Below are 26,480 nucleotides of genomic sequence, written 5' to 3'. Positions count from 1 at the left end.
TGTAGCTGGCAGAAGATACCATTTAGGGTCATGAAGATGAAGTTGCTACGCTAGGAAGCGAATGTTGACGCTTTGTTCGCCTACGACTGAACCCAGTGCTAGTATCTTTCAAGAAAAGATACATGTCATAAGGATAGTCAGGGAGGTGACATGGTTCAGCGTCCGGAGTTTATTGCTTCAGGGGAACTGGCACGTTTGATCCCGATCGTCGCCGATAGCGCGAGAGAACAGCGCTCGGTGTCGATATTGTTGGCGGGAATGCGTTCCGTCTATGAATTGCGGCAAGCCCTGCTCAAATCCATCAGCGTTCGCGTTGGTTCCTCAGCAACATTGGAGGCCTGGACGGAAGTCATCTTTGAAGAAGACAAAAGGGAGGGTAAAAAAACAAACGACCGACCCGACGGTCTGCTAATCCTTCGCACAGGACGACGAGAATGGCGGGCACTGATCGAAGCGAAGGTTGGCAATAAAGTCGTCGAGGAAGAACAGATAACCCGCTATATCCAGCAAGCCAAAAAGCACAATATTGACGCCGTAATCACCATCACCAACCAGTTCGCCGCCCTCCCAACGCACCACCCCGTCAAAGTTCCCAAATCCGCTATCAAAAACGTTGCTCTGTTTCACTGGTCGTGGGCTTTCATTCGCACCCAGTGCGCCTTGCTGTTGAAGAACGATGGCGTTGAGGATCAAGACCAAGTTTTCATTCTTGAGGAGTTGCTTCGGTACTTCGAGAGCGATGTGGCAGGCATTACCAACTTTGATCAGATGAACAGCGAGTGGAAAGACGTTGTTAATAAAGTGAAAAGCAATGCGCCACTCGCTAAAACCAGTGACGAAGTGCAGAACACCATTACGGCTTGGCATCAGGAACAGCGCGATTTGTGCCTCATCATGTCTCGTCTGACGGGGAGTGATGTGACATTGAAGCTCAGTCACGAACACCGCTTGGATCATGCGAAGCGCGTGAAGGATGATGCCGAAGCACTCTGCAAAGAGCCGATTTTGAATTGCGCATTGAGCATTACCAACGCCGCTGCGGACCTGGAAGTTTGCGCCGATATTCAGCGGCGCATGATCTTTTGTTCGATGAAGCTTGCGGCACCCAAGGATAAAAAGAGCACCAAAGCTCGGGTGAATTGGCTGTTGCGACAACTGCGTAAAACGAATCCCGAAGGCTTCTATATTCGAGCAACCCGGCCAGGGAAGGCGGCGGCAACGCTGCAGCCTTTGAATACGTTAATTCAGTCGCCGGAATTGCTGGAATTGGACCAGTCCAAAGTTGTCGCGACCGGATTGGAGGTTGTGTATGAAGTCGATTTGGCGGGCAAATTCTCTGGCCGAAGGGTGTTTGTAGAAGAAATCGAGAAGGCCGTGCCGCATTTTTACCAAGAGGCTGGCCAGTGGTTGAAGGCTTGGACAGCGCCTGCTCCGAAGATTTCTAGGGAATTGGACGAGGGCGATGATGAAGATACAGGTAAGGACGAAAATCGAGATGGGATTATTTTTGCTGGTGGCGTGAACGAAAAACTGGCGTGAAAAAATAAATCTGAAGATCATGTAGCCAGCTTCCCGTAGCCCGTCACCCGGAGAGGCTCGTTAGATTCTCTATCTCGAGAACTGCTATTTAGACGCATAACCCAGGAGTTTGCCAAGATATACGTCTTTGAAGGTCGTTTATCCAGGGATATGTGTCTTGTACGACGCTTTTTACGGAGTTGATATGCCGCCGTGGGCGGGCTAAATGTGTGTCAGCTAGGCCAAAAAAACGCCCCAGTTGAAGAGGTTGGAAAATATAGGCTGAGATTGCTGTGTAATGAATGCTCCGGATAATGGGCGGAATAGACGACGAATAAGCTGTTAGATGCCAAGGGAACCATAGTCGATGAACCTACAGCAGTACGCAGAACTGACCGACCTGTCATCAAGGACGGAGCTGCAGAAGAGTGAGCTGCTGAGCTTCTACCTGCTGAAAGAAAAGGCCCAATCAGAGTTTTCTGTCTCGGAATTGACTGAACTGTTTGGAGAGCTTCATTTTTCACGCCCAAATCCGTCTCGATTAGCGAATCGATTAAGAAAAGAGCGTGCATTTGTGAATGGAAAATCTGCTGGCCATTTCAAGATTCACGCAAAACGAGTTCGTGAACTGGCGTCCGAGTACCCAGGGGTTGGTTCAAAATCTGAGGTGATTCAGCACGACGAAACTGTACTCCCCGAGTCTCTCTACCGATCGACCCGCGGATACATTGAGAGGCTGGCGGACCAAATAAATGCATCTTACGAGCACAATCTCTTTGATGGCTGTGCTGTACTAATGCGCAGACTTCTAGAGATTTGCCTGATTCTCTCCTACGAAAAATTAGGCATCGCGTCGGAGATCAAGGACGTCGATGGCAACTACAAATTGCTTCAAGCCATCGTTGCGAACGCCACAGCCAATTCAACGTTGGGGCTTTCACGTAATTCCAAATCTTGCATAGAGATATTTCGCACTCTCGGAAATTTCTCTGCTCACAAGATTCACTACAATGCGAAACGGGCCGATCTACTTTCGGTCAAACAAGATTATCGTGCTTGCATCGAGGAGTTACTCTACAAATCGGGCATTCTTCTATGAGGAAATACAATGTCAGAACGAGCAGTCGTTAATATCAATTTGAGTCTTGGCGAAATCCGCGTTGAAGGCTCGGAGTCGTTCGTCAAAGAGCAAATCGAGAATTTGGAGCAGATACTCAATTCGATCGGTGCGTCCAAACGCAATTTTCCACCTGCCTCGCAGAATCCCACTAACCCAGAGTCCACTGAAGAAGATTCCGGCAGTGAAATAACCAGTGGAGATATCACCGGAAAGTTGCAAGTTCCTGAAGTGTTCGGCGAGTGGCTACATTCATTTAAAGATAAGACTTCAGATCAAGAGAAGGCGCTCATCGCTGCCTATTTCATCCAATCCAAATCCGACGCGAATGAGTTCAAGACTTCAGAGGTCACGAAATTTCTAACGGATCACGGAATCAAGTTGTCGAACGCATCTGCAACGCTTAAGCAAATCGAGGGTAAGAAGCTAATTTTTCAGACGAGAAAACCTAGCAAGATTTCGTACAAACGCGTGTCTCAAGACGGCATAAAACACCTGCTCACGTTGCGTCGCTAAGTTGGCATCTAACAAGCACTTCCGGTGCGACGTGGACTTCCTCCAGTTTAGTAGACACGCATTGCTAACTCCGCAAAAGATCGTATTTCGGAAATATGTAGGGGTAGCCATATTTGGTGCACTTGTTTGGTAAGTACGCTTTGCTCGAAACCTATCGCGCTAATCTGAAGGTTGTCGGTATTGAACAGTTGAACATAGCGTTGAGGCTGTAGAAAAAGTCCCAAAAACCACCGCCTGGCTTTGATAGGATTCAGAAAACAGGACAAGGGAAGGTCGGCATGCCCCGCTTCAAGCCCTACAACTACGATCAGAGTGCCATGGTGGTGATCAACTACCAGGACCAGCTCCAGCCCGGCACGTTTGAACATGCTGTTCATTACCTGATCGAGCATAAGCTGGATCTGTCGGTCTTCCATCCGAAGTACCGCAACGAAGACACCGGCCGGTTGGCCTACGACCCCGCCATTCTGCTGAAGATCATCCTGTTTGCCTATTCCAAGGGCATCACCTCCAGCCGCGAGATGCAGTGGTGCTGCGAAACCAACATCCTCTTCAAGGCCCTGTCGTGCGATACGGTGCCGCACTTCACCACCCTGGCCAAGTTTGTCAGCGGCCATGCCGATGAGATTGCAGGCCTGTTCGAGCAGGTCCTGTTGGTGTGTCATGAGCAAGGTCTGTTGGGCAACGAACTCTTTGCCATCGACGGCTGCAAGATGTCCTCCAACGCCGCCAAGGAATGGTCGGGCACGTTTAAAGAGTTGGGAGAAAAGCGGGACAAGTTGCGCCGCCTTATCCGCCATCATCTGACAGAGCATTACGCCCGGGATGAGGCCGAAACGGAAGCGGAGCTGGATCGTGATATCCGCCAGGCAAAAACCATTCTGTCGCTGGATGCAGCGATGACCAAAGTCGACCGTTTCCTAAAGACGAGCAGCCCAAGGATGGGCCAGGGGAAACGGCGCAAGGAAGTGAAGAGCAACATCACCGATAACGAAAGCGGCAAAATGACCACCAGTAAGGGCACGATCCAGGGCTACAACGGTGTGGCTGCGGTGGACAGAAAGCACCAGATCGTCATCGATGCCCAGGCCTTCGGCGAAGGCCAGGAACACCACACCTTAAAACCGGTGTTGGAGAGCATTGAACAACGCTATAAGAAGCTGGGCATTGCCGACACGCTTTATCAGACCGGCGTGATAGTGACGGCGGATACGGGCTTTGCCAACGAAGCCAACATGCAGTATCTGCACGAACAGGGGATCAACGGCTACATCCCGGACAACCGCTTCCGCAGCCGAGACCCGAAGTTCGCCGAGCAGAAGAGCAAGTACGGTAAGCGTCATCCGAGCCCAGCGAAGACCGGCTGGAAAGCGGTGATTCCAGCGAGCGAATTCCAGTTCGACCCCGCTGCGATGAGCTGTATCTGTCCTGCGGGAAAATCCCTGCATTACGAAGGCACCCGGACCGACCCAAACGGTGTGCCAAGAGCGCACTTCCAGGGGCGGTTATTGCAATGTCGGGGATGCCCGAAGAAACAGCGGTGCATGCAAAACCCCCGTTCGGCGGATCACCGCAAAGGCAAAGGACGACAGGTCTCCTACACCTTGGAGCTCAGACGAGATCCGACGTATACCGACTGGATGAAGCAACGGGTGGATAGCGATCAAGGCAAAGCCATCTACAGCCATCGCATGTCGGTGGTGGAGCCGGTGTTTGGCAACATCGGCACCAATAAAGGCCTCAACCGCTTCAGCTTGCGAGGTAAAACGAAGGTGCAGGGCCAATGGCAACTGTATTGCCTGGTTCACAACATTGAGAAGCTGGCGAATTACGGGCGGTTAGCCGCGTGATGGTAGGTCTATGCTACAGCCAGGTTGGGCCTTGAAACGTGCGAATAGACGGTGATGGGGCCGGACTATTACACCTACCCGGTTTTGCCGACGAATAAACGCACTTGCGCCGGTTGCTGGCAAGTGAAGACAACATTGGAAAACGGCTGCGGACTGGGCTCTGTTAAGGGTTTTTCTACAGCCTCGTTAGGCCTCGAAAGGACTATCTACTATGGATGACTACTTCAAGAACCCAATCTTGGTACTCGCCTTAGGAGCTGGTGCCGGACTTGCATTCTGGGGGCTAGGTGCCGGGGCCGCGCTTGCATTTCACGCGTTCGGCGTAATGATCCGTCTTGCAATTTCCGGCACTGCTGCTGGCTTTACTATTGCTCCAGCTGTAGGCGAGATTGCCTCTTACGGTGCAGCGGCAACTGGTGCCGCTCTCTCGATTCATCTCGTTGTTCGGATCACAAAAGAAGCCAAGAAAGAGCCGCTGGTGTGGGGTACGCCTATTATCGGTGTACTGTCTGGGTTTCTTGTCCAAGTCTGTGAGCAGTTCTGGTCCGGCCCGAAAATCGTTTGGCTTGGGTTCTCTGTAGTAACAGGTCTACTTGTGGTTATCGGTGGCGTGTTTTATGGGCAGAAGAAATGTGCATATAAAATCATTGGTGCGGTTACATCGGTGGTTGCCCCTATAGCAATGCTAGCCGCTATCGGATACTCAAACCCTGAACATCTATCCACATTTTTTTTAGCCGGTTCTTTGGAGCTTTGGCTGCCACTAACGTTATTATTCATCGCTGCCGGTATCCTCGGAGCGTTGGCTCATGTGTCTGCCAAAGAATAGGCCTAACACGGCGCTCAAAATGGATGCCAATTCGGATCAATGGGGTTCAGAGTCCTTTGGTCTTAGGGTTTTGATCAGGGCGTCCGAGGCTAACTCAAGACCAGTAATCAATTACTCTGCCCTCTGTGGTTTCAGGCGTTCCCTTGTCTTAGCTAGTTACGATTGATAGATTCCCCATTGGCCGCGCACAGGTACGTGCGACGAATGCTGGCGAGGGTGTCATCGCTCTCGTCGGGACCTTCGAGGGAGTGAGGGATGGCAACCTGCTGTACGGCATCGTTTTTCATTGATTTTTTAACTTCTCCTCCTGCGTTGGTTCCTTTCTTTATTTTGTAAAAGGGACCTGTCATGACTCATGGATTGAAAAGCCGAGAACATCTCAAAACGGAAGATCGTTACCAGTCCTATCGGGACATTGCCTATGAAGTCACCGTGGAAGAATTTCCGGGGATTGAAGCTAAGCCTTTAAATTACGTGGATGCGCTTACTGCCGATCGATGGAAAGATCTCCCTCCGGGTTCAGGGCGGCCAACTCGCGCTAGCTGGCAATGGACAAAGGAGTATCCCTTCTATCGCAATCGACCAAATCGCTTTGAAATAACGTTTTGGAAAGAGGGGGTTCTTGGTGCCATCTGCTATGGGCAGTTGTCTCGAAATGGCACGCGAATGCGTATGAACCTTATTGAGTCAACACCTGTGCGGCCCACGCCTCTGGGGCGAAAGGCGTTACCCATACTGTCGTTTGCCGCTGCCGCATTTGCTGATATCGTGGGAGCGACGGAACTCTGGGTGCTCGATCCAGATCCTCGTCTGGAAGGTATCTACCGAGGACAAGGGTTTGGCGATAGAGAGATTTATCATGGCCGTCGCGTGGGCCAGAGGAGAATTTTATGAACCCTGATCCCCATACTCCTGAAGGCATGGAAGAAATTCGGCGCCGACTCGCAAAAAGGCGTGCCGAGGCGGAAGAGTATCGTCGTCGCTCTGAAGAAAATGTTGATGAAGAACCAACGGGCAAATGGACACAGCCAAACGAAATCGATCTGCACAGGGACCGTAAGAATGACGATTGAACGTGAAAGCTTTTCCGGTGAGAAGCGCAAAATTAAATAGTCGCTGAAAGCAAAACAGTCTGAAATTCGTGCGAAGGCGAACGAGATTGAGCGAGTGTTGAATTCGGAGCGGAGTAAGAAACACGTCTCTGCTATGTCATCAAGCTAACCTTTGTGGATCTATGGGGTCGAGAGATTTGTCTCTCGATTCCCATAGGTTTTTGTCTGTGAGCATCTTACTCCGCGACGGCATGTGTCGTTACGGCAAATACCGTCAGGCAAGCCAGTGCGGTTATCCATGGATTTTTCGCGGATGCTTTGTAGGCGATAATTCCTGCCAGCGGAACGGAAACCGCGGAAGCGGTGACCTGTTTGCTCGTCGGTGAGAGTCCCATCACATGTCGTACGAATGCTTCACAGTTGAAGTTCGTAAGAGAGTACTTCGCTTTCCCAATAAGCTGTCGCGCAGCTAGTATGATTTGATAAGGGGAGCGGTCTGAGTCCAGGTCGGACTTTGAAACCGTTTTCCCTCCTGTTGCCTCTCCCCAGCTGCGTTCCGCTACTGTACCCGTTGCCATAGAGTGATCGATAATCATTGGATGGCCGTCAGGACCAATGCGGTCTGAAACGATGCCATAGTGAACATAAGTCGGATGAAACACTTTAATGGCGTCTCCTGCTTTAAATCCAAAATTTGCTTGCATAGTGCTTTCCTTGTAGATTGCAAAAATTACTATCTTTCTAGTTATGCCTGTAAGGCATTTATGCCTTATGCGGCAAAGGAGGTATCGATGCAAGCAGGTTCTACCTATGCGGCTGTCGTTGGAGCTGTAATTGCTCAGGTGAGATCCGAAGTTGGAATGTCGCAAGCCCAACTGGCAGAACAGGTTGGGATTGGTCAGCCGGCGTGGTCGAGGATTGAGAAAGGGGGAAGCGTGTTGTCGGTAGATCAGCTTGCCCGAGCTGCTCGTGCCATGAAGACAGCACCTCATAGGATCTTGGAATTGGCGGACAAGACAGTTGAACAAATGCGGGTTGAAAGTTTTGAAGTTTCATATGACAAGCCGCAGCGCAACGAGCCCCCATCGGACAATACTGGACTGTTGCTGTTGGGGGGGGCTGCTCTGGCGGCTCTTATTTATGCTGCAAGTAAAAAGTGAGGCAGAATCTGCAAAGACAAATTAAATCGATCTGGCTGCTTTCACAACCTGCTGATGTTTGACCCACCGGGATAATGTGGTCAGAGATCCTTTGATCTTAGGATTTTGATCAGGGATACCGAGGCTATCTCAAGACCAGTAGTCAATCACTCTGATCCCACCGGCTCCCGATCTTGCGATGCCCCACGATCTTACGAGATACCTGCTCGCATCCATTGGACGCTAGCCCAACAGAGGCCTACATTTTGTTGGTAACGTTCTAGCATGGGTACCAAATCGATCTCTTTCGAGCGCGGCCCACCGACAACATAACAAGCAGAGTGCGATTTCATGGAAGAACCTTCTACCTATAACGTGGTTATCGAAGGCCAGCTTCATTCCGGTTTTGATATTGAGCAGGTCTGCGATGCACTGGCGGCAGTCTTCAAGGTTTCGCCGGAAAAAGCCGCCACCCTGCTGAAGTCCCGGCGGGTGCTGAAAAAGGATGTGGACCAGGCCGTGGCGTTGAAGTACAAGCAGAAGCTGGAAAGCATTGGCGTGGTCGTGACACTTGAGAGGCAGGCGCCGCCTGCTTCAGCGCCGCAGGAATCCCCGGGACTCTTGCTGGTCCCTAAAGATGAAGAGCCGGATCCGGAACCTTCTGTTTCCGGTGGCTCGTCGGCACCGGCGAAATCACAAAGGCTCTGTCCCCAATGCAAGTCTCTGCAGCCTGTCTCGGCCCGCCGCTGCGAAGCCTGCGGATTTGCCCTTCATCAGGTAACCTCTAAAGCCGCCGTGCCGGATGCGACTATAGCGTCGGTATCGAGGGAGGTGCAGGCGGCACTGAAGGGCGATCTGACCCCGGCAGATATGTCCACTCCGGTTCTGCTGGCGGGGGCTGCCGCCGCGCTGGCGGGCGCACTCATCTGGTATGGCATTGCCATGGGTACGGGCTATGAGGTCAGCTTCGTGGCCTGGGTAATCGGTGGTGGCGTGGGGGCGGCCATGGTGTTCGCCGGTGGGCGTGGCATGACGGTGACCCTGATAGCGTGCTCGCTGACGTTAGTATCCATCATGGGCGGCAAGTATATGATCCTGCTTCACGCCGAGAGCAAGCTCAGGGCGACTTATATGTCGGGCCCGCAGTTGGAAGAAATGAAAGCCGATTACCACCACGAAATGGGCCTGGCCAAGCAGTACGTCGATGACGTCTACGATACAAAATCCCTGAAGCAGTTTATGTTTGATAATCACATGAGTCTGGCCGCTTCAGCGGACAAGGTGTCCAGCGACGATGTGGCGCTGTTCAATCAGCAACTAAAGCCCCGGTATGAGAATGATGTTTACAACAAGGTGTCTTTCCAGACGTGGCAAAGTAAAGTCTTTAGCGACACCGAGCAGCAAATGGACAACATCAGCATTCTCAAATCCAGCCTGCGTGTGACCGATTTTATCTTTCTGTTTTTGGGCATTTTTACCGCTTACAAGGTGGTGCGGAAGGCATGACCTTGGGGCTGGTCGCAGATAGTTGGCTTGGTGTAAGGCACAGCTTATCTCTGCCGTTTCCGAAAATCGGGACACCTATTCGTCAGCAATATGGGCCCCTTTGATCGAAAGCGATTCTCCATGACTCCTCTGTTGTTTGGAGGACTTTCGAGAGCCGGCGTCATGTCGGCCGAAATTCTCCATGAAGAGCCAAAAATCAGTAAGTGACGTCGGATGGAACGGATGTCCCTTGAGCGGGACGATCAACCTTTCCCACCAGCCCAGGCGTACCCTTTTACGTTATCCATCAACGGAGTCATGATGCCAAGAGACGTAACCGAGTTTTTGACGACTGACGAGAGTTCGCCTCAATGCTACGGTGATTCGGGCTGCATGCTGGGCGCCCTGCGTGACTACCCCATGGTGCTTCGTGACGAGCATTACCGGCAAGAACTCCGGCACAGTATTTACCTGTTTGCGCGGGCGCCGGAGAGCGGCGCTCAAGTCTTTATCCACGTTTTTCCGCTGCCGCATGGCAGAGCGGAGTATGAGAAAGCGCTGAGCTTCTACAACGAACAAAAGAATAATTTCCGACTGCCCTCCGGGCAGACTTTTAGCGACGCCACTCTGGCACCGGCGTCGCGAGAAGGGTTTGATGAACATCTGGTGTTTCGTGCGAAGGATGGGCGCCACCGGCGCAGGATCGTGCACGGTTTCGTCGGTACCCATCGTGCTGTCATGCTGGTGTTCTCCCTGAATCACACGGATTTCCTGGGCAGCCAGTTTTTCGCCCTGGTGTGTGGGCACTTGAAGCTGGCGGATCTTCCGTTTGACGGTTTTGGCGTGACCGGCGGATGCCGCGTTGACCCTGGAGAGCCTCATGCCAAGTGAGTTGCCCACCATCAAGGATAAAATGGATACCGATAGCGCCGCGGAGATTGTGGCTGTCGGATACCCGGATAATAAAAGTGCGCTGGAAGAATTGATTTTCTGGTCGTGTTTCCCGAACGATTTAGTCTGCTGGGTGACCTTCCCCTATATCTCGTCACTTCGGGATGAGGTGCTGGCACCGGCCATGGCGGCGTTTATCGAGTTTCATCATAGCCATGGACAAACCGATCTCGTCTCGGATGTCTTCTGGCTCTTCATCAATGAGCGTGGCGAGGCATTTCGCTCACGGATTCTCTCTTATATGGAAGACAGGGATTCCCAGGCCTATTTTTCATTACCGGAATATTCCCTGGACCAATATGCTGAGGATCGTCGGAATTTCGATGCGTTGCGGAAGTCGAGCGCAGAGGACTTGGCGGACGCAGAGGCGATTCAGACAACAGGGACGAATGCCTTGGCGGTGGAGATCAAGGGGGAGGGTGATGTCGTTGGCGCGAAAAACGTCGTTGCGGCCGGATACCCTGGTAATGAAGCGGTCCTGGGCCAGCTCCTCTTTTGGACCTGCTTTCCGGATAAGCCCATCTACCCGGTTGCATTTCCCTACATCCATTCATTACGGGACGAATGGCTCGCGCCCGCGATAGCGACGTTCATCGAAGACTGTTTCAAAAAGGACCAAGCGGACTTGGTGGCGACAGTCTTCAAACAGCTTATTCATGAACGTGGCGAGCCTTTTCGCGGGCTCATCGTCTCACAGATGCAAAACGGCAAGGCCAAGGAACGGTTCTTGTCTGGAGACTATTGGACGGGGTAGGTTTTGGGATGCCAGCAGCGCGAGGCAGTGCCATGAAAGCGGCGAAGCGTGCTGGTGTCCATCACTGGCTGTGTGAGAGCAGGGCTGGCGCTCTGCATATTCTAGGTCCGTAAACCGCTGGCCGGTTGAATTAGCTGCCCGCCTGCGAGGCCCCGGGTGCCAGCCGTCAGCTTTTTTTACGAACAGCCTCCTCGGTAGGAGTTGACAACAACAGACCCTAGGCGTCCGGCTGGGCGGCATTGGTCAACGTGCTGACTCTGGACGAGCGACGTGCTCCAAGGTTACTCCCGATTTGCGCAGTGACATTCAGCGAGGCGCTGAATGTGGGGATTTACTGGTAGGGAAGCGATGCACAAAAAAAGGCCGGGATGTGGCTAATATCCCGGCCTGATTTGACTGACAGCACTATGCAAAACGGCTTTGGCGATAGCGACGAGTTGATGCGCCAAGCGCAACCAGCCCTAAGCCAAACAGTGCAAGCGTGCCCGGTTCAGGGACAGCTGCAGCAAATTCGAATGCAACGCCGCCACTGCTGCTCAACTTGACAGTGTCAAACGTTCCCCCGGTTTGGCCGTTACCGGCAAAACTGAAGAAACCGTCAGTATTGAAGTTCGCAGGGCTTCCGCTGCCGGCTGCCAGCGCATGAGCCTGTGTACCTGTCAATGAGTCGATGACGGCACCGCCGACGCCACCACTCAAAAACTCAACCAGGTTATAGGAGTCAATGGACCCCCAGTAGAACGAAAACGCATCGTTCAGATTGGTGACGTAGACTGCACTTGTCGCACCAGGAGGATTGTTGCCACTACTGGTTACGTTGTAAGAGAGTACATTCCCTTGATTACCCGTATCTGTGCCGGGCGTTTTGTATTGGTTAGCTACACTGACCGCAGGATCTACAACAGCTCCTCCGGATACGGTATAGCCTGCTGTTGCGAGATCAGTACATGTACCAGGGCAAGCGGCACCGAGGTAAGAAGCCGTCACTGGAACCGCTGCTGCAAGACTGCTGAATCCTAGCGCTGCAGCAACCGTGATGCCTGTAAAAATCCCTTTTGTTCTAATCGTAGTGTTCATCTCACGTTTTCTCCTAATCGAATAACGATTCACAAATACGAATCCGAACTTCCGGCGCATACAGCTGAAAAGGCGCTTCATTATTCTTTCATGCAAACGCTCGACCAAATAAAAATATGTTGCAATAAACAACTAGTTGCAGTCTGCGATTGGAGGCCGGTGCGGAAAATTAACGGTTTTGTGTAAAAAATATTGACGAGCCAACGTGACGCTTGTGACGATAGGTCGATTTTAGGGTGGGAAAGCGTAAACGGATCAGGGTCATAGACGGGAATTGCTACCTGGGCGATGGATCAAAGGGCGGTGGCCGCTTAGTAAGCGGTGACGTTGATCCGCTGGATGGCTGGTTGCATGAATACAAAAATTCCCGGCACGGTAATAAAGCCTTGAATCTCCCTCCAACGTTCCGTTAGATGTTGTCTGGTATTGCCATAACGGGTACCCGTTTGCTTTTTTCAATAGTCGAGGATTTATGAATCTGGCTGAGCTTGGAGAGATCACTGACAGTGAGTATGACAAGGAGCATCGCTGCGGGGAAAACGGTTTTCCCGATTGTGATCGCCTGGTTCACTGCATTTCGAGCCATGAGGTAAGCCAGGATCTGTGGCAGTTGCACAGTCTCCATTTTGCCGACGAAACCGAAGTGAAGATCGGCGAGGCGGAGTATGTCGGCGAAATCACTTACCACAGTATGATCCTGGTTAATTTCTGCCCGTTCTGCGGGATGAAACTCAGCCGTAACTGATCGCCCTGCTCGTGGCTGGTGCGCTCACGCTTCCGGCACGTTACGGCAAGCCGGTCTTTGCGGTGTACTGCGGCATCCTCAGCATTATTTTAGTGGTTATCTGCTGGATAAAAGGCGAGCCTCCAAAGTGGCGTTGGGGAAAGAAGTAGGTTGTCGGGAGCTGCTGTTCGCGCGATTGTCTGCTTATTCCCGGTATAAAACCGACATCCACAACATCACCTGGGCATCGTCAACCGGAGGGGAAATGGACAAGGTCATTTTGGAATCCACGATCACCTGCCCGGAATGTGGGCACCGGAAGAAAGAGATCATGCCCACCGATTGCTGCCAGTATTTTTATGAATGCGAGCATTGCCATTCCCTGTTAAAACCCAAGGCGGGTGACTGTTGCGTCTTCTGTTCCTATGGCACCGTGGCTTGCCCGCCTGTTCAGCAGGATCGCGGATGCTGTGGCTTGGGTTCTGATCAAGTTTAACGATAGAACGGAGTTTCCATGTCAGATTGTGGTTGTGGGGCGGAACAGGCGGAGACGCTGGAGCGGAAGACGCTGATAGTGCTTCTCTCAATCAATGCCTTGATGTTTATGGTCGAGCTGGGGCTGGGCTGGCTGGCGCAATCTACGGGCCTGATTGCAGATTCGCTGGATATGCTGGCGGACGCGATGGTCTACGGGCTTTCCCTCTATGCGGTCGGCAAGGGCGTTTTCTATCAGGCGAAGGCTGCACAGTGGAGTGGTTTCCTTCAAATCCTCTTGGGTGCCGGGGTGCTGTTTGATGTCCTCAGACGGTTGTTCTTCGGCAATGAGCCTCATAGTCTCTTGATCATGCTGGTTGGCGCTGTTGCGTTGGCGGCTAATGTCTTCTGTCTCGTCTTGATATCCCGGCACCGGGAGGGGGGCGTGCATATGAGGGCGTCCTGGATATTTTCGACCAACGACGTGATCGCCAACCTTGGGGTGATCGTCTCGGGCATACTGGTTGCCGTTTTGGATAGCCGGATTCCTGACCTCCTGGTTGGGACCGTCATTGCACTGATTGTCGTTTTCGGGGGCTTTAAAATTCTCCGCGAAGCGAAAACTGCACGCCTGAGCGGCTGAGCAGATGTTTCCCCTCACTCATCCAGGATGAGGCATTTTGAGGGACGGGTATTATCGAGACAGTGTCATGGAGAGCGCGCGTGAGACTCGCCATTTATCAAGTTGATGCCTTTGCCGAAAGAGTGTTCGAGGGAAACCCTGCGGCCGTCTGTCCGTTGGAAGAGTGGGTCAGCGATGACCTCCTTCAAAAAATTGCCGAAGCCAACAACCTGTCTGAGACGGCCTTTTTTGTTCCCCATCAGGACCGGTTTCAGCTGCGCTGGTTTACCCCGGTGGAAGAAGTGGACCTGTGTGGCCATGCAACCCTGGCGGCGGCCCATGTGATCTTCAAGCACTTTGGTTACGCCGGGGCGACCATCGAATTCGATACCCGAAGCGGCAAGCTGTTCGTGGAGAGATCCGGTGAGGGAATGCGCATGGACTTTCCAGCGTCCATGCCAAAGCCGGTGGCTGCAGATCACGCGCTACTGAGGGGGTTGGGAGCGGAACCCCAGGCGGTCCTCGCCGCTTTCGATCATATCGTCGTGCTGGATAACGAAGACGACGTTCGGGCGCTTGTGCCCGATTTTTCATGCTGGATGGGGCTCGATTTGCGGGGCGTCGTGGTCACCGCACAAGGCCGTGACGTCGATTTCGTCAGCCGGTGCTTTTTCCCGAAACTGAGGGTCAATGAGGATCCCGTCACTGGATCGGCGCACTGCGAGTTGGCGCCATACTGGGGCGAGCGTCTCGGTCTCACACATCTGCGCGCCCGGCAGCTGTCCAAAAGGACCGGGCTTGTGGGCTGTGACCTGGTCAATGACCGCGTCATATTGACCGGGCATGTCGTCGAGTACATGCAAGGCAGAATCAGTCTCTGAGGCGATCGTCTCTCATAAGTGTTTAATTTTTTCTACCGCTGGCCGCTACACAATCATAGATGGGTTGGATATGGCGAATGGATAATGGATATCAGTAATAAACCGCTAGGACTGCTTTCGCCCATCACGCTCACCAGTGCTCCGAACAATCAGCACAGTCAGGGGAAGGGCCAGGGACTGACCCAGACCAACACCGTGGTCGCGCCTGTTTCCCGGTCTACGGTGCCAATACTCACCGATAGTCCCGTGGCCGAGGTGCCGGTCTTGGAGTTGCCTTCCTCGCTTTCGCCCCTGATGCAGGGGCTGGGGGACTGGGCCCACTCCGAAATCGCGCAGACGGGCAATACGGCTTCCGCCTCGGCCTCAACCTCGCAGGAAAACTCGAATCCGCTGTACGGCGGTGGATTCTCGTTAAAGATCACCACCCGCGAAGGCGACCATGTCACGCTGCATTTCAATGAAGCCCGTGGTAAGGCTGGCTCCCGGGAACCACTGACTTCGGCCCAGTATGAGGTGGACGGCAAGCTTTCTGCGGATGAGCGCAAAGCCCTGGGCAAGGTGGTGAATAAGATGGTGGACCTGGCCCACTCCTTCTTTTCCGGCACGTCGGGGCTCGGCAACCTGGCCGTCGTGAATGACCTGAGTTTCTTTGATGCCAGTCAGCTGACCAGTTTCGCCCTGGATCTCAGTCAGTCACGGCAGCACACCGGGCTGGCGGATCGCTCCTATAGCCTTTTCTCCCTGGATTACAGCGTTGACCTGACGCACGGTAGCCAGCATCTAAGTTCCGATTTCGTTCAGGGATATCAGCAAAAGGATCAGGCCGGCAGCAGTCACTATGGCTATGACCTGACCTCGGGTATCGGTCCGTCGAGTCTTGGCGTCCTGAACCAGACAGATGTCCATGGTTTGGGTAAGCCGCTCCGGTATGAAAGCGCTCCGACGGCATTGCCCAGGTTCTATCAGGGGGCGGTGCAGGCTTTGGCCAGCAATGTGGATCAGCTTGCTGCGCTGGCGGATCAAGTGGCATCGCAGCCGTTGCCGGCCGCCGCCGACAAGCTTGTGCCGGAGCTTTTTCGCGGGCTTGTGCAGCAACACCCCGCCTATCATCAGGCCAGCGAAGGAACCCGGCAGGGGTTGAACCGGATATTCGCTGTGCTGCCGACCTTGATGTCACGGTCCCAGGGGCTGGCCGCGGGACTCCTTCGCGGAAGTCTTCGCGAGCAAGTCTGACGCCTGGGCTTCAGGCGCGCGACACCGAGGGCAACCTAGTGCCGTATCGTGCTTCGGAACGCTGCGGAAAGAGCGGTAAGCGCATCTTCGGCGGGTTACGGAGCTGCTTGGCAGGAACTCCGGTATTCGCCCAGAGGATGTGTTCGTGAGTCTTGTCGAGGTCGTGAAAGACAACTAGTCCCTCGGTTGCGACCTCGCACAATATGCCTGAATCGACCCTGACGGTGTTGCAACCCATGCGGCAGGACGTCAAGAATGGTGGTGCCACAGCCGCCGAATGGTTGCGGTGCTGCACCCGGAAAATCAACAATTGCCAGATGCGAGGTTTTTGAGAATGTTCAGCCACATAATGCTTGGCGCACATGATATCCAGGAGTCGAAGGCCTTTTACGATGCGATTCTCGATGTGTTTGGGTATCCGCCCGGTGTCATCGATGAAAAGGGACGTTGCTTCTATTTGACGAAAACCGGTGTCTTTGCCCTGAGCATACCGATCGATGGGAATCCCGCCACCAAGGGGAATGGAAGCACTATCGGTTTTTCTGCAGGGAGTCCCGAAGAAGTGGACAAGTGGCATGAAGTCGGGATCGCTAACGGCGGCACCACTTGCGAAGATCCTCCCGGTGTTCGTGAAGGTTCCGGGATGAAGTTGTATCTGGCGTATTTGCGGGATCCCGCAGGCAATAAGATTTGTGCCTTACATCGTATGCCTTGAACATAGTGTTCCAAGTGGCGATATAACGCATGGTAGAGGGGCGCAATGACTTCATTGCGCCCCTTTTCTTTTATCCGAATAACGAAAAAAGGGATGATTGATGATAGAAAATATTGATCTGGAACATGGTAAGTCTTGGTGCCTACTATAGATTAATGAACCTAATAAATGCTTAAGGTTTATTGAATACGTTGCGTTATTGGTTGGTTGTAGCCGTTTTCTACAAAAATAATAATTGGGATTGTCTCCATTCGTTGGGAAGTTAATCAGCCGTTTCATGATATGCGCCGATGAGCCTGTCAAATGTAGAGGCGTCGATGGTGTTTGCTGAATCCGGCCCAGATGTGCTGTTAAATTCCCAAGCCAAGCATCAAGCCCTTTAGGTGTTGCTTAAGTGCATTCCGGACATCCCGTTGGAAGCCATCTGTCGCCGGACGAGAAGGGCACTTTTGCATGTCGGTATCGGTTCTCTACCGTTACGAATCCGTACTCAATGCCACCTCAATTGAGGAACTGTGCGGTGTCGTAGAAGACTTGACGGAACAGATGGGGTTTCCCGCCTTTCACTACGGTGCCCATGCTCCAGTCAGACCCGATGGCCGGCCGACTCGCTTCCTGTTCGATGGCATCGACGAACCCTCCCTGCATATGCTCACCAACTATCCCGATGCCTGGGCGGATCGATACCGTGAACAGCATTACCTCAAGATAGATCCTCTGCTGCAGCACTGTTCACGCTCCACCTTGCCCATTCTCTGGCACGAGCGTCGTCAGCCGGATACGAAGAAGGCTGCGAGGATGTTCGATGAGGCCCGGCAACATGGCCTGGCAACCGGCGTCGCCTTTTCCATCCATGGCATCAACAGGGAGCACTCGGTCTTCAGCCTGGCCATTGCCAATACGCGGCCGCAGGACAAGCGGGATCTCGTACGCCAGATCGGTTCGGCTTACCTCTTGCTGGTACATCTGCATGAGGCGGTCCGGCGGCTGGCGTTTCCCGAGGACGCTGCACTCGGCCATGTCGAGTTGACCGCCCGGGAACGTGAAAGCCTCCTCTGGGTGAGTAGCGGCAAGACCTCCTGGGAAATCGCCCAAATCCTGGGCATCTCGGAAAACACCGTCACCTTTCATATCAACAATGCCAAGCGGAAGCTCGATGCCAACAGCCGGGCGCAGGCGGCGGCAAAGGCACTGGCGGCCGGTTTGATCGATCCCTGAGCCTGTCGGGCCCGGGGGGCTCGAGGCACCATGGAGGTGTCTCCGCAATCGTTTGTATAGGCGGGGGCACCGGATGCTCCTGCGAGGGGCTGCGGCGTCAACCTATCGATTTCGATAGTTATACCGCCATGTCGTCACCACGATAATTCGGCGGCAAGCCTGTACCTCGTCAGCAGGCAATGGCTGGTGGTGCTAGATGGCCTCCGGCCCTGCGAAGCAAAAGAAAAGCGGGTTAACCGCTGTGACCGGTTCCATTGTTGTGGCGGGTCGTTGCCTGACGTGGGACCCAATGGTTCGAAGACCCGGACCTTGATACGTATGTCTTTAATTATTTGGGAGGATAACGAAAATGGCCCCAGCTCGAGTATCTGTAGGGCACCACGTGGCGTCTGAGACGCCATCCTGGCACATTGACAGTGAGTCTCCACGGCCCACAAAACCGGAATCCCGGTTCCGGCGTAACCCCCTATCGGCTTATATCTCCCGAATGATGAGACCCTTGTCGTTGTCGGCATGGACATGCGGCATGGTGTTCTCCTTCCCTTCTTTTGTGGTGGCCGCGCCGACGACGCTCACGGTGAGCGCAGCGGCCCCCACGGGGCAGACCTACGATGTCTCAGGCAATGAAACCTATTCCTCAATCACCGTCGGCCAAGCGGCCAATGAAGTCGGCACGATCAATATCAATGCCGGCAATACGCTGACGACGGGGTCGGCCGGCACTACCGGTACGCTTATGGGGCATTCCGCTTCAGCCAGCGGAACGATCAATGTCAGCGGGGCTGGGGCCAGTTTCACCGATAACGGCAGTACCTACATCGGTGAAAATGGTAAGGGGGCTCTCAATATCTCCGGAGGCGCTACGGTCACGACCGGGACGTCGCCGAGCGACAATACCTATATTGGCTATCAGGGAAATGCTACCGGCGCGGTTACCGTCGATGGCACGGGGTCGACCTGGACAAGCAATGCAATCGTCACGCTGGGACAGCCCGGCACCGCCAGTGGCACCATCAGGGTTCAGAATGGCGGTAAGGTGGTGTTGAATGCGAATAGCACCCTTAACATCAATAACGGAACCTTGACCACCACTGGGGCCGGCAGCACCTTCACGGCCAATGCGGGGGCCAATCTCGGCAATGGATCCCACATCGTCGTCACCAATGGCGCGACGATGAACTTCTATAACGTCGGCCTCTATATGAATGTCAACGCGGTGCTGGATATCAGCGGCGCGGGCACGACGGTGCGCCTGGAAAACCCGGGCAACCCGACGACTGGATCGTGGTTGACCGCCATTGGAGGCAGCAGCATTTCCCTGACGGATGGCGCCCACCTCATTAGCGATGGCGGCTATATCGGCGGGACAGACCCAACGCTGTCGCAGATGACCGTCAGCGGAGCGAACACCCGTTGGGATTCGACGGTGCGGGTCTATGTGGGCGGTTCCTCTGGAGGCACCAGCAGCGGCAACGGCAAGCTCACGATATCGAACGGAGCGAAAGTGACGTCGGCTACGGGTGGCGTCGCGCTGGATACCAACTCGAGCGGGACCATGATCCTGACCGGTCAGGGGTCGACCTTTTCGGCGGCCGCCAATACGACGCTCAGTGCGCTCGGCAACTTCTACGTCGCCTATGGGGGAACTGGCGATGTGCTGGTGACCGACGGGGCGCTGCTTAACGCGGATCACCATATCAGCATCGCATCTGCAAGCGGGAGTACCGGCACCCTGTCCATCGGGGCGGCAAAAGGTTCCGCCGCTGCAGCTCCTGGCACCGTTACGACGCCGAACGTCGACTTTGGCGACGGCACCGGCACGCTGGTCTTCAACCACACCAGCAGCGACTATGTCTTTGCGCCCAATATCACCAGCACGGGTGTCGGCACGGATGTTATCGGGTTGTATGGCGGTACAACCGGCTTCACCGGAGACCTGACGGGTTACACCGGTACCATGAGTGTGGATGGCGGTACTCTGGCGATCGCCAAGGGGCAGACCCTGAGCCTGGGCGGCAACTATCAGCAGACCCTGGCCGGCATCCTCCAACTCGGCGACGCTGCCAGCAAGCTGGCCGTGACGGGCACTGCCACCTTTGCTGCTGGTACCGGCATTCATGTCGACGTCAATGCGCTCAGCACGCTGACCAACGGCGAAACGGTTTCCAACGTGATCCACGCCGGCACACTGAATGCCAGCACCTTTAATGTCGTGGATAACTCGGCGTTGTTCGACTTCTCGGCCATCGTTAACGGTAACGCGGTGGATCTCAAGACGGTCCAGGGAACGACGGTCACCGCAGCGGTCACCAGTTCAGGCCTGCCTAGCGGTGAAGGCGCCGCACAGGTGTTGGATAGCGTTATCGGCAGCGGTAGCACTCAGACCGGTCTCAGCAGTGTGATCACCGCCCTGGGTCAAATGCCGACGGTTCAGCAGGTCAGCAACGCTGTCGCGCAGACGCTGCCATTACTGGTCTCCGGTACCACAAGTATCTCCTCCTCCGTGATGCATACCACCGGCGAAGTCATTCGGGCTCGTCAGTGGAATCTCAGCGGGCTCTCCGGTGGCGACGGTTTCCTGGGGAACAAAGGCGCATGGGTCAAGCCTGTGGGCAGTTGGGCACACCAGAGCGAACGTAACGGCATCAGCGGTTACAGCGCTCATAGCTATGGCATCGTGGGCGGTGTCGACGGTGCGCTCGGCAGCGATAGCCGGACCCGGCTCGGATTCGCGCTCTCCTACATGAACACGAAGGTGGACGGGCTCGATACGGCCTCGGGCAACCATGCGGCTATCGATGCCTACCAGGCTATCGTCTACGGTACTCATGCGCTGGCATCGTCACCGGATGTGGAGGTGAACTGGCAGGCGGATATCGGTGTCAACCAAAACAGGGGGCACCGGGATATCAGCTTCATGGCCAGTACGGCCCATTCCAGTTACCAGAGCTTTACCCACCACCTCGGTCTCGGCGTGGCCCGGGCCTTCCAGCTCAGCGATGCGACAACCGTGATTCCGACTGTTCGTGCCGACTACACCTATATCCGGGACCAGGGGTATACGGAAACCGGCGCTGGTGTCCTCAACCTGAATGTGGGCACCAACGACACGGAAGCACTGGTTGCCAGAGCCGGGGCGCACCTCAAGCAGGCACTTTCCGACAGGGCTTCCCTGGTGGCCAGTGCTGAAATGGGTTATGACTTCTTCAACAAGCAGACCAGTCTGAACTCATCGTATGTTGGTGGTGGTGCCGCCTTTACCACCAATGGTATGCACCTCTCTCCGTGGCTGGCCCAGGCCGGTGGCGGGGTGGTCTTCGCGGCCAACGAACGTACGACCATCACGGCCCGCTACGACCTGCAATCGCGTAGCGGCTTCCTGGCGCAGACGGCTTCGGTCAAGGCGCGCTGGCTGTTCTGAGTGATGTCGAAGGGTTTGTGAGGTTCTCCGAAAGGGGCGGATCGGTTACGGATAAATCGATCTGACCCCCTTTCGATACTTTCAAGCAACAAGTCTGTACAAACCGCCATCACCCTCTTTGAGGAGGGCGAGCACCGTTGGCGTGTGATTGGTCGCTACCCCAATAAACGCAATGATCTTATCGACACCAACGAATACCTGATCAGCCATGACGATCAACTGCTGCTGACGGACCCTGGCGGCCTGGAGATCTTCCCGTCCCTCAGAGGAGACCGGCGCCGCGCTGGGCGCCGTCCAGGTGTTAGCGGCTCTGCCGTGCCGCCTTCAATGTATCCGCAATCAGAAACGCCAATTCCAGCGATTGATCGGCATTCAATCGGGGATCGCACTGGGTATGGTAGCGTTCTGCGAGGTTTTCCTCGGTCACCCGGTAAGCGCCGCCGATGCACTCGGTGACGTTGCTGCCGGTCATCTCGAAATGGACGCCGCCGGCATAGGTACCTTCGGCGCGATGGACCTCGAAGAACCCCTTCATCTCCTGCAGGATGTCCTTGACGTTACGGGTCTTGTAGCCGTTCGAGCTCTTGATCGTGTTGCCGTGCATGGGGTCGGAGCTCCACACCACGGAGGCGCCCATCTGCTGGACGGCGCGCACGAGCGACGGCAGTTTTTCCTGGATGCCCGTGGCACCCATACGTGCGATCAGTGTGATGCGGCCGGGCAGGTTGCCCGGATTCAGCAGCTCCAGCAGCCGGCGCAGATCGTCGGTATCGGTGCTCGGCCCGACCTTGATACCGATCGGGTTATGTACGCCGCGCAGGAATTCCACATGGGCATGGTCGGGTTGGCGGGTGCGGTCGCCGATCCACAGCATATGGGCGGAACAGTCGTACCAGTCGCCAGTCAGGCTGTCCTGCCGCGTCAATGCTTCTTCATAGTTGAGCAGTAACGCCTCATGGGAGGTATAGAGCGTGGTTTCCTTCAGCTGCGGTGTGTTGCCTGAGTGAATGCCACAGGCCCGCATGAATGCCAGGGTCTGGTCGATCTGGGCCGCAAGGTGCTCATACTTCTCGTGTTGTGGCGTTTGGGAGACGAAGCCCTGGTTCCACTTGTGGACTTGGTGCAGATCGGCGAAGCCCCCGCTGGCAAAGGCCCGCAGCAGGTTCAGCGTCGCCGACGACTGGTGGTAGGCATCAAGCAGCCTGTGTGGGTCAGGCGTGCGAGCCTCGGCGGTAAAGGCGATGTCGTTGACGATGTCGCCGCGGTAGCTGGGCAGCTCGACGCCCTCGACGGTCTCGGTATCGGCCGAGCGCGGTTTGGCGAACTGACCGGCTATGCGGCCGATTTTGACCACCGGGCAACTGCCGGCAAAAGTCAGCACCACGGCCATCTGCATCAGCAACTGGAAGGTGTTGCGAATCTTGTTGGCGTTGAACTCGACAAAACTCTCGGCGCAATCGCCCCCCTGCAACAGAAAACCGTCACCCTGGCTGACGGCGGCGAGCCCTTTCTGTAACGAGCGGATCTCTCCGGCAAATACCAGCGGTGGGAAGCGCCCCAGGGTCTGTTCGGTGTTACGGAGCGCGTCGGTATCCGGGTAGGCGGGTTGTTGCTTGATCGGCTTGTCTCGCCAACTGCTGGGGCTCCAGTTCTGCATGTCGTCTCACTCCGGTACCACGTTCGATTGCTTCAGGGCTGACATCATCGGTGCTCTGCCGAAATACGTCCAGCCCGTTTTGGACATTTCCCTGTACTGACCGCGGCTTGCGCACTGGTGCTTGAACCCTCTCCAGTATGATCCTGGTCAATCTGTGGAAGATTCCCTGCCGCACTAAGCCAATGGTCTACTAGTCACATCACGGGACTGCCGACAGTGTTTGCGATAGGAGTCGGAATAACAACAAGCACAGTGAGGTGGTATTGATGGATTACAGCTCAGAATTCCAGCGTTCGATCAGTCAGCGCGATGACTTCTGGCGGGAGCAGGCCGCCCGGATCGACTGGATCAAGGCCCCGGAGATCGTCTGGCAGGCGAAGGAAAACGGTCATGGCGACTGGTTTCCGGACGGCGTCCTCAACACCTGTGACGTCGCGCTGGATGCCAATATCCGCGCGGGTCGGGGCGATCAGAAAGCCCTTATCTATGATTCCCCGGTCACCCAAACCCAGCGAGCTTACACCTACAACGAGTTGACCGCAGAGGTCGCCCGTTTTGCCGGCGCGCTCAGGGCCAGAGGGATCGAAAAAGGCGACCGGGTGATCATCTATATGCCGATGGTGCCGCAGGCGGTCATTGCGATGCTCGGCTGCGCGCGTATTGGCGCGGTGCATTCCGTGGTGTTTGGCGGTTTTGCGGCCAATGAGCTGGCTGTGCGTATCGAGGATGCCACCCCAAAAGCGCTGATTACCGCCTCCTGCGGTATCGAGGTCAACCGGGTCATCGAGTACAAGCCGCTGGTGGACAAGGCCATCGAGCAGTCCAGTCATAAACCGGAGTTTTGCATAGTCCTTCAACGACCCCAGGCCAGGGCGGATCTGCAGGCGGGCCGGGATGTCGAGTGGAACACGCTGATGGCGGGTGCCCAGCCGGTGGATCCGGTTCCGGTCAAGGCGACCGATCCGCTGTATATCCTCTATACCTCCGGTACCACCGGTAAACCCAAGGGCGTGGTGCGCGACAATGGCGGCCACGCGGTGGCGCTCAACTACAGCATGAGCCTGGTGTATGGCGCCAAACCCGGCGATGTCTACTGGGCGGCCTCGGACGTGGGCTGGGTGGTTGGTCACAGCTACATCGTTTATGCGCCGCTCTTTGCCGGTTGTACCAGCATCCTCTACGAAGGCAAACCGGTAAAAACGCCCGATGCAGGCGCCTTCTGGCGGGTGGTTCAGGATCACGGCGTCAACCTGCTGTTTACGGCGCCTACCGCCTTTCGGGCAGTGCGTAAAGAAGACCCCGATGCCCGGGAGCTGGCGAAATATGACGTCAGTTCCCTTCAGCGGATCTTCCTGGCCGGCGAGCGGTTGGACCCGCCCACCTACGAATGGCTGAGCGAGCACACCGGGCTACCGGTTCTGGATCATTGGTGGCAGACCGAGACCGGCTGGGCGATATGTTGTAATCCCGTGGGCATCGAAATGATGGAAACCAAGCCGGGCTCCGCCACGGTCCCTTCACCGGGATTCGACGTTCAGATTGTCGATTCGTTTGGACACCCGGTGCCGGCTGGTGAGCAAGGCTATATCGCCGTCAAATTGCCGTTGCCGCCGGGCTGCATGAAGACGGTGTGGGGCGATGACGAGCGGTTCCGTCGGACCTACCTGGATCCGATTCCCGGCTATTACAGCTCCGGAGACGGTGGCTATATCGATGAGGACGGTTATGTCTTTGTGATGGGACGGACCGATGACGTGATCAATGTGGCTGGTCACCGGTTGTCGACCGGTGAAATGGAGGAGGTGGTCGCTTCCCACGTCGCGGTGGCGGAGTGTTGCGTCGTCGGCGCTCAAGACGAGTTGAAAGGGCAGGTTCCCATCGGTCTGGTCCTGGTCAAGGATGGCGTCGCCACCGATCCCGATGAACTGGAAAGGGAGTTGGTACAGATGGTTCGCGAGAGGATCGGCGCCATCGCATGCTTCCAGCGCGCCATGGTGGTGGACCGCCTTCCCAAGACCCGTTCTGGCAAAATCCTCCGGCGGGTTATCCGCCAGATTGCAGATGGGGAGGCTTACACGGTACCCAGTACCATCGATGACCCCGCCATCCTGGAGGAAATCAGCGAAAAGTTCGGCCGCTGAGTTTCCGGGCCACCGCATCGAAGCCCGGCTGGCCAAGTCGAGGCGGTGGCGTTCAATCCAGGAACTATCGGTAGGGGCGACAGAAATGCTGGTTTGGGAAAACCGTTTTTGTCAGGAGCTATACGCTGGCTTATAGTTTTGGTTTTAAGGGAGAGGGCGACATCCATACCCGAACACGGGAGGTGTTGTCCGTTATCAACAGGAGGAAGATTTGTGAGTGTGTCCGACGATCTGCATATCATGGCCCAGGGGTTAGGCGGTGCCAGAACCTTTTCGTTCAGCCAGGGAACGGCGTTTAAAGTCGCTCCCGAGACGGAGTGGGTCACACCCACAAAGACATGGAAAGATCAGGGCAAGATGTACAAGATGGTCCTGCGAAACAATAATCCGATGGGCGGGGTCTGCGCGACGGTTTGCGCTTTCTGGATCGTCTTTCACGCCAAACAGGGCGCCGGTGAAATTGCCAATGCCTTTACGCGGGACCGGTCGGTCTGGGATTACCTGTTTAACGATGGCGGGCTGAATTTGGGTGCGGCGCAGAATATCACCTGCGAACATCTTCTTTCGACCGGCAACCAGTTGAACTACTTCGAGAACTTCATGGCGAAGTTTGATATCAAGCGGAGAGATAAGAGTATCTCCGGGATTCCGATCGCGAATGTCTTTGTGGCACTGAGTAATTCGACCGTGTTTCAGTGTGCCGACATTATTACCCGGATTGGTGGCTATAAGCTGATTCAGCTCAAACAGTCGCTTGATGGGAGTGGTTCCGGCCACATGGTTTCGGCTTGGTGTGACGGCCAGGATGTCGTGTTTATGGATCCGAATATGGGTGAGTTCTGGTTTCCGAACGTCACCAGCTTCAAGGTCTGGTTGGCGAGCTTCTTTGCCAAGACGTATCTGCGTAATAATCGGTACAAGTCCATGCGAGTGCATAACTACGCATGATGTGGAGGCGCCTTAGGGCGCCTTTTTGCGACATGGCTGTTTGGGCCACCCGCACCTATAGCGGTTGCCTGCGATGCAATCCGCCCTGAGGATAGGGGAAACCTTTGCGTTAACCGATAAATTGCCGAGAACGCATTACACTGAAAGGTATTCGGGCG

General features: G+C 55.0%; 25 protein-coding genes and 1 pseudogene. 21 read left to right on the top strand and 5 right to left on the bottom strand.

Annotated elements, in window-relative coordinates; genetic code table 11:
* Window positions 1-150 precede the first annotated feature (150 nt).
* From CLR77_RS00850 to CLR77_RS00830, 5 genes are all read left to right on the top strand, one after another.
* Window positions 151-1,539 (top strand): hypothetical protein, encoded by a 1,389-nt coding sequence (locus CLR77_RS00850; RefSeq protein WP_227519760.1) that lies wholly within the window; start codon window positions 151-153, stop codon window positions 1,537-1,539.
* A 346-nt stretch (window positions 1,540-1,885) separates the two neighbouring features.
* The gene (locus CLR77_RS00845; protein ID WP_097458701.1) at window positions 1,886-2,617 is read left to right on the top strand and encodes a hypothetical protein; all 732 of its coding nucleotides are present in this window, start codon (window positions 1,886-1,888) and stop codon (window positions 2,615-2,617) included.
* A 9-nt stretch (window positions 2,618-2,626) separates the two neighbouring features.
* Window positions 2,627-3,151, top strand: a complete 525-nt coding sequence (locus tag CLR77_RS00840) for a hypothetical protein (RefSeq protein ID WP_097458700.1) — start codon at window positions 2,627-2,629, stop codon at window positions 3,149-3,151.
* Between the two features lie 278 nt (window positions 3,152-3,429).
* Entirely contained in the window at window positions 3,430-5,001 is a 1,572-nt protein-coding gene (locus tag CLR77_RS00835; protein WP_097458699.1) for an IS1182 family transposase, read from the top strand.
* Window positions 5,002-5,212: 211 nt separating this feature from the next.
* A complete protein-coding gene (locus CLR77_RS00830) occupies window positions 5,213-5,830 on the top strand; it encodes a hypothetical protein (RefSeq protein ID WP_097458698.1) in 618 nt (205 codons plus the stop codon).
* A 152-nt stretch (window positions 5,831-5,982) separates the two neighbouring features.
* Here CLR77_RS00830 and CLR77_RS20395 read toward each other — a convergent pair whose 3' ends face one another.
* Window positions 5,983-6,117: a hypothetical protein gene (locus CLR77_RS20395; protein WP_264754669.1), complete on the bottom strand. Its 135-nt coding sequence runs from the start codon at window positions 6,115-6,117 to the stop codon at window positions 5,983-5,985.
* 61 nt (window positions 6,118-6,178) lie between these two features.
* On the opposite strand from CLR77_RS20395, the gene CLR77_RS00825 reads away from it, so the two are divergent.
* Complete coding sequence (locus CLR77_RS00825; protein ID WP_097458697.1) at window positions 6,179-6,724, top strand: hypothetical protein; 546 nt, start codon at window positions 6,179-6,181, stop codon at window positions 6,722-6,724.
* Complete coding sequence (locus CLR77_RS00820; RefSeq protein WP_097458696.1) at window positions 6,721-6,903, top strand: hypothetical protein; 183 nt, start codon at window positions 6,721-6,723, stop codon at window positions 6,901-6,903. Before CLR77_RS00825 ends, CLR77_RS00820 begins: the two co-directional genes overlap by 4 nt.
* 215 nt (window positions 6,904-7,118) lie before the next feature.
* Here the strand turns inward: CLR77_RS00820 and CLR77_RS19950 are convergent, their stop codons facing one another.
* A complete protein-coding gene (locus CLR77_RS19950; protein ID WP_143269343.1) occupies window positions 7,119-7,586 on the bottom strand; it encodes a lecithin retinol acyltransferase family protein in 468 nt (155 codons plus the stop codon).
* A gap of 87 nt (window positions 7,587-7,673) precedes the next feature.
* Here CLR77_RS19950 and CLR77_RS00815 point away from each other — a divergent pair, with 87 nt between their 5' ends.
* From CLR77_RS00815 to CLR77_RS00800, 4 genes are all read left to right on the top strand, one after another.
* A complete protein-coding gene (locus CLR77_RS00815; RefSeq protein WP_158227090.1) occupies window positions 7,674-8,042 on the top strand; it encodes a helix-turn-helix domain-containing protein in 369 nt (122 codons plus the stop codon).
* Between the two features lie 330 nt (window positions 8,043-8,372).
* Window positions 8,373-9,527 (top strand): hypothetical protein, encoded by a 1,155-nt coding sequence (locus tag CLR77_RS00810; RefSeq protein WP_097458694.1) that lies wholly within the window; start codon window positions 8,373-8,375, stop codon window positions 9,525-9,527.
* Between the two features lie 297 nt (window positions 9,528-9,824).
* Entirely contained in the window at window positions 9,825-10,397 is a 573-nt protein-coding gene (locus CLR77_RS00805; protein ID WP_158227089.1) for a hypothetical protein, read from the top strand.
* Window positions 10,369-11,211: a hypothetical protein gene (locus CLR77_RS00800; protein WP_143269341.1), complete on the top strand. Its 843-nt coding sequence runs from the start codon at window positions 10,369-10,371 to the stop codon at window positions 11,209-11,211. The genes CLR77_RS00805 and CLR77_RS00800 overlap by 29 nt, the downstream gene beginning before the upstream one ends.
* A 405-nt stretch (window positions 11,212-11,616) precedes the next feature.
* Here CLR77_RS00800 and CLR77_RS00795 read toward each other — a convergent pair whose 3' ends face one another.
* Complete coding sequence (locus tag CLR77_RS00795) at window positions 11,617-12,288, bottom strand: Npun_F0296 family exosortase-dependent surface protein (protein WP_158227088.1); 672 nt, start codon at window positions 12,286-12,288, stop codon at window positions 11,617-11,619.
* A gap of 472 nt (window positions 12,289-12,760) precedes the next feature.
* Between CLR77_RS00795 and CLR77_RS00790 the strand changes: the two genes are divergently transcribed.
* The 8 genes from CLR77_RS00790 to CLR77_RS00750 all read left to right on the top strand — a co-directional run bounded on the left by CLR77_RS00790 (window position 12,761) and on the right by CLR77_RS00750 (window position 21,576).
* The gene (locus CLR77_RS00790) at window positions 12,761-13,033 is read left to right on the top strand and encodes a hypothetical protein (protein WP_097458690.1); all 273 of its coding nucleotides are present in this window, start codon (window positions 12,761-12,763) and stop codon (window positions 13,031-13,033) included.
* 244 nt (window positions 13,034-13,277) lie between these two features.
* Window positions 13,278-13,508: a GDCCVxC domain-containing (seleno)protein gene (locus tag CLR77_RS20235; protein WP_097458689.1), complete on the top strand. Its 231-nt coding sequence runs from the start codon at window positions 13,278-13,280 to the stop codon at window positions 13,506-13,508.
* Between the two features lie 18 nt (window positions 13,509-13,526).
* The gene (locus CLR77_RS00780; RefSeq protein ID WP_097458688.1) at window positions 13,527-14,129 is read left to right on the top strand and encodes a cation transporter; all 603 of its coding nucleotides are present in this window, start codon (window positions 13,527-13,529) and stop codon (window positions 14,127-14,129) included.
* Between the two features lie 80 nt (window positions 14,130-14,209).
* The gene (locus CLR77_RS00775) at window positions 14,210-14,989 is read left to right on the top strand and encodes a PhzF family phenazine biosynthesis protein (RefSeq protein WP_097458687.1); all 780 of its coding nucleotides are present in this window, start codon (window positions 14,210-14,212) and stop codon (window positions 14,987-14,989) included.
* 84 nt (window positions 14,990-15,073) lie between these two features.
* Entirely contained in the window at window positions 15,074-16,222 is a 1,149-nt protein-coding gene (locus CLR77_RS00770; protein WP_097458686.1) for a hypothetical protein, read from the top strand.
* Window positions 16,223-16,499: 277 nt separating this feature from the next.
* Window positions 16,500-16,937, top strand: coding sequence for a VOC family protein (locus tag CLR77_RS00760; RefSeq protein ID WP_227519759.1), 438 nt, complete (start codon window positions 16,500-16,502; stop codon window positions 16,935-16,937).
* Between the two features lie 453 nt (window positions 16,938-17,390).
* Window positions 17,391-18,155 (top strand): LuxR family transcriptional regulator, encoded by a 765-nt coding sequence (locus CLR77_RS00755; protein ID WP_097458685.1) that lies wholly within the window; start codon window positions 17,391-17,393, stop codon window positions 18,153-18,155.
* Between the two features lie 526 nt (window positions 18,156-18,681).
* Entirely contained in the window at window positions 18,682-21,576 is a 2,895-nt protein-coding gene (locus tag CLR77_RS00750) for an autotransporter outer membrane beta-barrel domain-containing protein (RefSeq protein WP_158227087.1), read from the top strand.
* A gap of 81 nt (window positions 21,577-21,657) precedes the next feature.
* On the opposite strand, the gene CLR77_RS20390 is transcribed toward CLR77_RS00750, so the two are convergent.
* Together CLR77_RS20390 and CLR77_RS00745 are read right to left on the bottom strand one after the other, a co-directional pair.
* Window positions 21,658-21,786, bottom strand: a complete 129-nt coding sequence (locus CLR77_RS20390) for a hypothetical protein (protein ID WP_264754668.1) — start codon at window positions 21,784-21,786, stop codon at window positions 21,658-21,660.
* A 91-nt stretch (window positions 21,787-21,877) separates the two neighbouring features.
* Window positions 21,878-23,233, bottom strand: coding sequence for a class II 3-deoxy-7-phosphoheptulonate synthase (locus CLR77_RS00745; RefSeq protein ID WP_097458683.1), 1,356 nt, complete (start codon window positions 23,231-23,233; stop codon window positions 21,878-21,880).
* A gap of 239 nt (window positions 23,234-23,472) precedes the next feature.
* On the opposite strand from CLR77_RS00745, the pseudogene CLR77_RS00740 reads away from it, so the two are divergent.
* Both CLR77_RS00740 and CLR77_RS00735 read left to right on the top strand, forming a co-directional pair.
* A pseudogene (locus CLR77_RS00740) lies at window positions 23,473-25,374 on the top strand (propionyl-CoA synthetase); the annotation flags it as partial.
* Between the two features lie 213 nt (window positions 25,375-25,587).
* On the top strand, window positions 25,588-26,322 hold the full coding sequence (locus CLR77_RS00735; RefSeq protein ID WP_097458681.1) for a YopT-type cysteine protease domain-containing protein: 735 nt from the start codon (window positions 25,588-25,590) through the stop codon (window positions 26,320-26,322).
* Window positions 26,323-26,480 lie beyond the last annotated feature (158 nt).

This window comes from Mangrovitalea sediminis (assembly GCF_002514725.1).
In the GTDB taxonomy this organism is placed as follows: Bacteria; Pseudomonadota; Gammaproteobacteria; order Pseudomonadales; family Oleiphilaceae; genus Mangrovitalea; species Mangrovitalea sediminis.
The sequence above is the reverse complement of the archived record's forward strand: the minus strand, read 5'-3'. Positions and strand labels throughout refer to the sequence as shown.

Bases quoted from the DNA above. Each gene is read 5' to 3' on its own strand.
- CLR77_RS00850 (WP_227519760.1), top strand. From the start codon at position 151: ATGGTTCAGCGTCCGGAGTTTATTGCTTCAGGGGAACTGGCACGTTTG.
- CLR77_RS00845 (WP_097458701.1), top strand. From the start codon at position 1,886: ATGAACCTACAGCAGTACGCAGAACTGACCGACCTGTCATCAAGGACG.
- CLR77_RS00840 (WP_097458700.1), top strand. From the start codon at position 2,627: ATGTCAGAACGAGCAGTCGTTAATATCAATTTGAGTCTTGGCGAAATC.
- CLR77_RS00835 (WP_097458699.1), top strand. From the start codon at position 3,430: ATGCCCCGCTTCAAGCCCTACAACTACGATCAGAGTGCCATGGTGGTG.
- CLR77_RS00830 (WP_097458698.1), top strand. From the start codon at position 5,213: ATGGATGACTACTTCAAGAACCCAATCTTGGTACTCGCCTTAGGAGCT.
- CLR77_RS20395 (WP_264754669.1), bottom strand. From the start codon at position 6,117: ATGAAAAACGATGCCGTACAGCAGGTTGCCATCCCTCACTCCCTCGAA.
- CLR77_RS00825 (WP_097458697.1), top strand. From the start codon at position 6,179: ATGACTCATGGATTGAAAAGCCGAGAACATCTCAAAACGGAAGATCGT.
- CLR77_RS00820 (WP_097458696.1), top strand. From the start codon at position 6,721: ATGAACCCTGATCCCCATACTCCTGAAGGCATGGAAGAAATTCGGCGC.
- CLR77_RS19950 (WP_143269343.1), bottom strand. From the start codon at position 7,586: ATGCAAGCAAATTTTGGATTTAAAGCAGGAGACGCCATTAAAGTGTTT.
- CLR77_RS00815 (WP_158227090.1), top strand. From the start codon at position 7,674: ATGCAAGCAGGTTCTACCTATGCGGCTGTCGTTGGAGCTGTAATTGCT.
- CLR77_RS00810 (WP_097458694.1), top strand. From the start codon at position 8,373: ATGGAAGAACCTTCTACCTATAACGTGGTTATCGAAGGCCAGCTTCAT.
- CLR77_RS00805 (WP_158227089.1), top strand. From the start codon at position 9,825: ATGATGCCAAGAGACGTAACCGAGTTTTTGACGACTGACGAGAGTTCG.
- CLR77_RS00795 (WP_158227088.1), bottom strand. From the start codon at position 12,288: ATGAACACTACGATTAGAACAAAAGGGATTTTTACAGGCATCACGGTT.
- CLR77_RS00790 (WP_097458690.1), top strand. From the start codon at position 12,761: ATGAATCTGGCTGAGCTTGGAGAGATCACTGACAGTGAGTATGACAAG.
- CLR77_RS20235 (WP_097458689.1), top strand. From the start codon at position 13,278: ATGGACAAGGTCATTTTGGAATCCACGATCACCTGCCCGGAATGTGGG.
- CLR77_RS00780 (WP_097458688.1), top strand. From the start codon at position 13,527: ATGTCAGATTGTGGTTGTGGGGCGGAACAGGCGGAGACGCTGGAGCGG.
- CLR77_RS00770 (WP_097458686.1), top strand. From the start codon at position 15,074: ATGGATATCAGTAATAAACCGCTAGGACTGCTTTCGCCCATCACGCTC.
- CLR77_RS00760 (WP_227519759.1), top strand. From the start codon at position 16,500: ATGGTTGCGGTGCTGCACCCGGAAAATCAACAATTGCCAGATGCGAGG.
- CLR77_RS00755 (WP_097458685.1), top strand. From the start codon at position 17,391: ATGTCGGTATCGGTTCTCTACCGTTACGAATCCGTACTCAATGCCACC.
- CLR77_RS00750 (WP_158227087.1), top strand. From the start codon at position 18,682: ATGGTGTTCTCCTTCCCTTCTTTTGTGGTGGCCGCGCCGACGACGCTC.
- CLR77_RS20390 (WP_264754668.1), bottom strand. From the start codon at position 21,786: ATGGCTGATCAGGTATTCGTTGGTGTCGATAAGATCATTGCGTTTATT.
- CLR77_RS00745 (WP_097458683.1), bottom strand. From the start codon at position 23,233: ATGCAGAACTGGAGCCCCAGCAGTTGGCGAGACAAGCCGATCAAGCAA.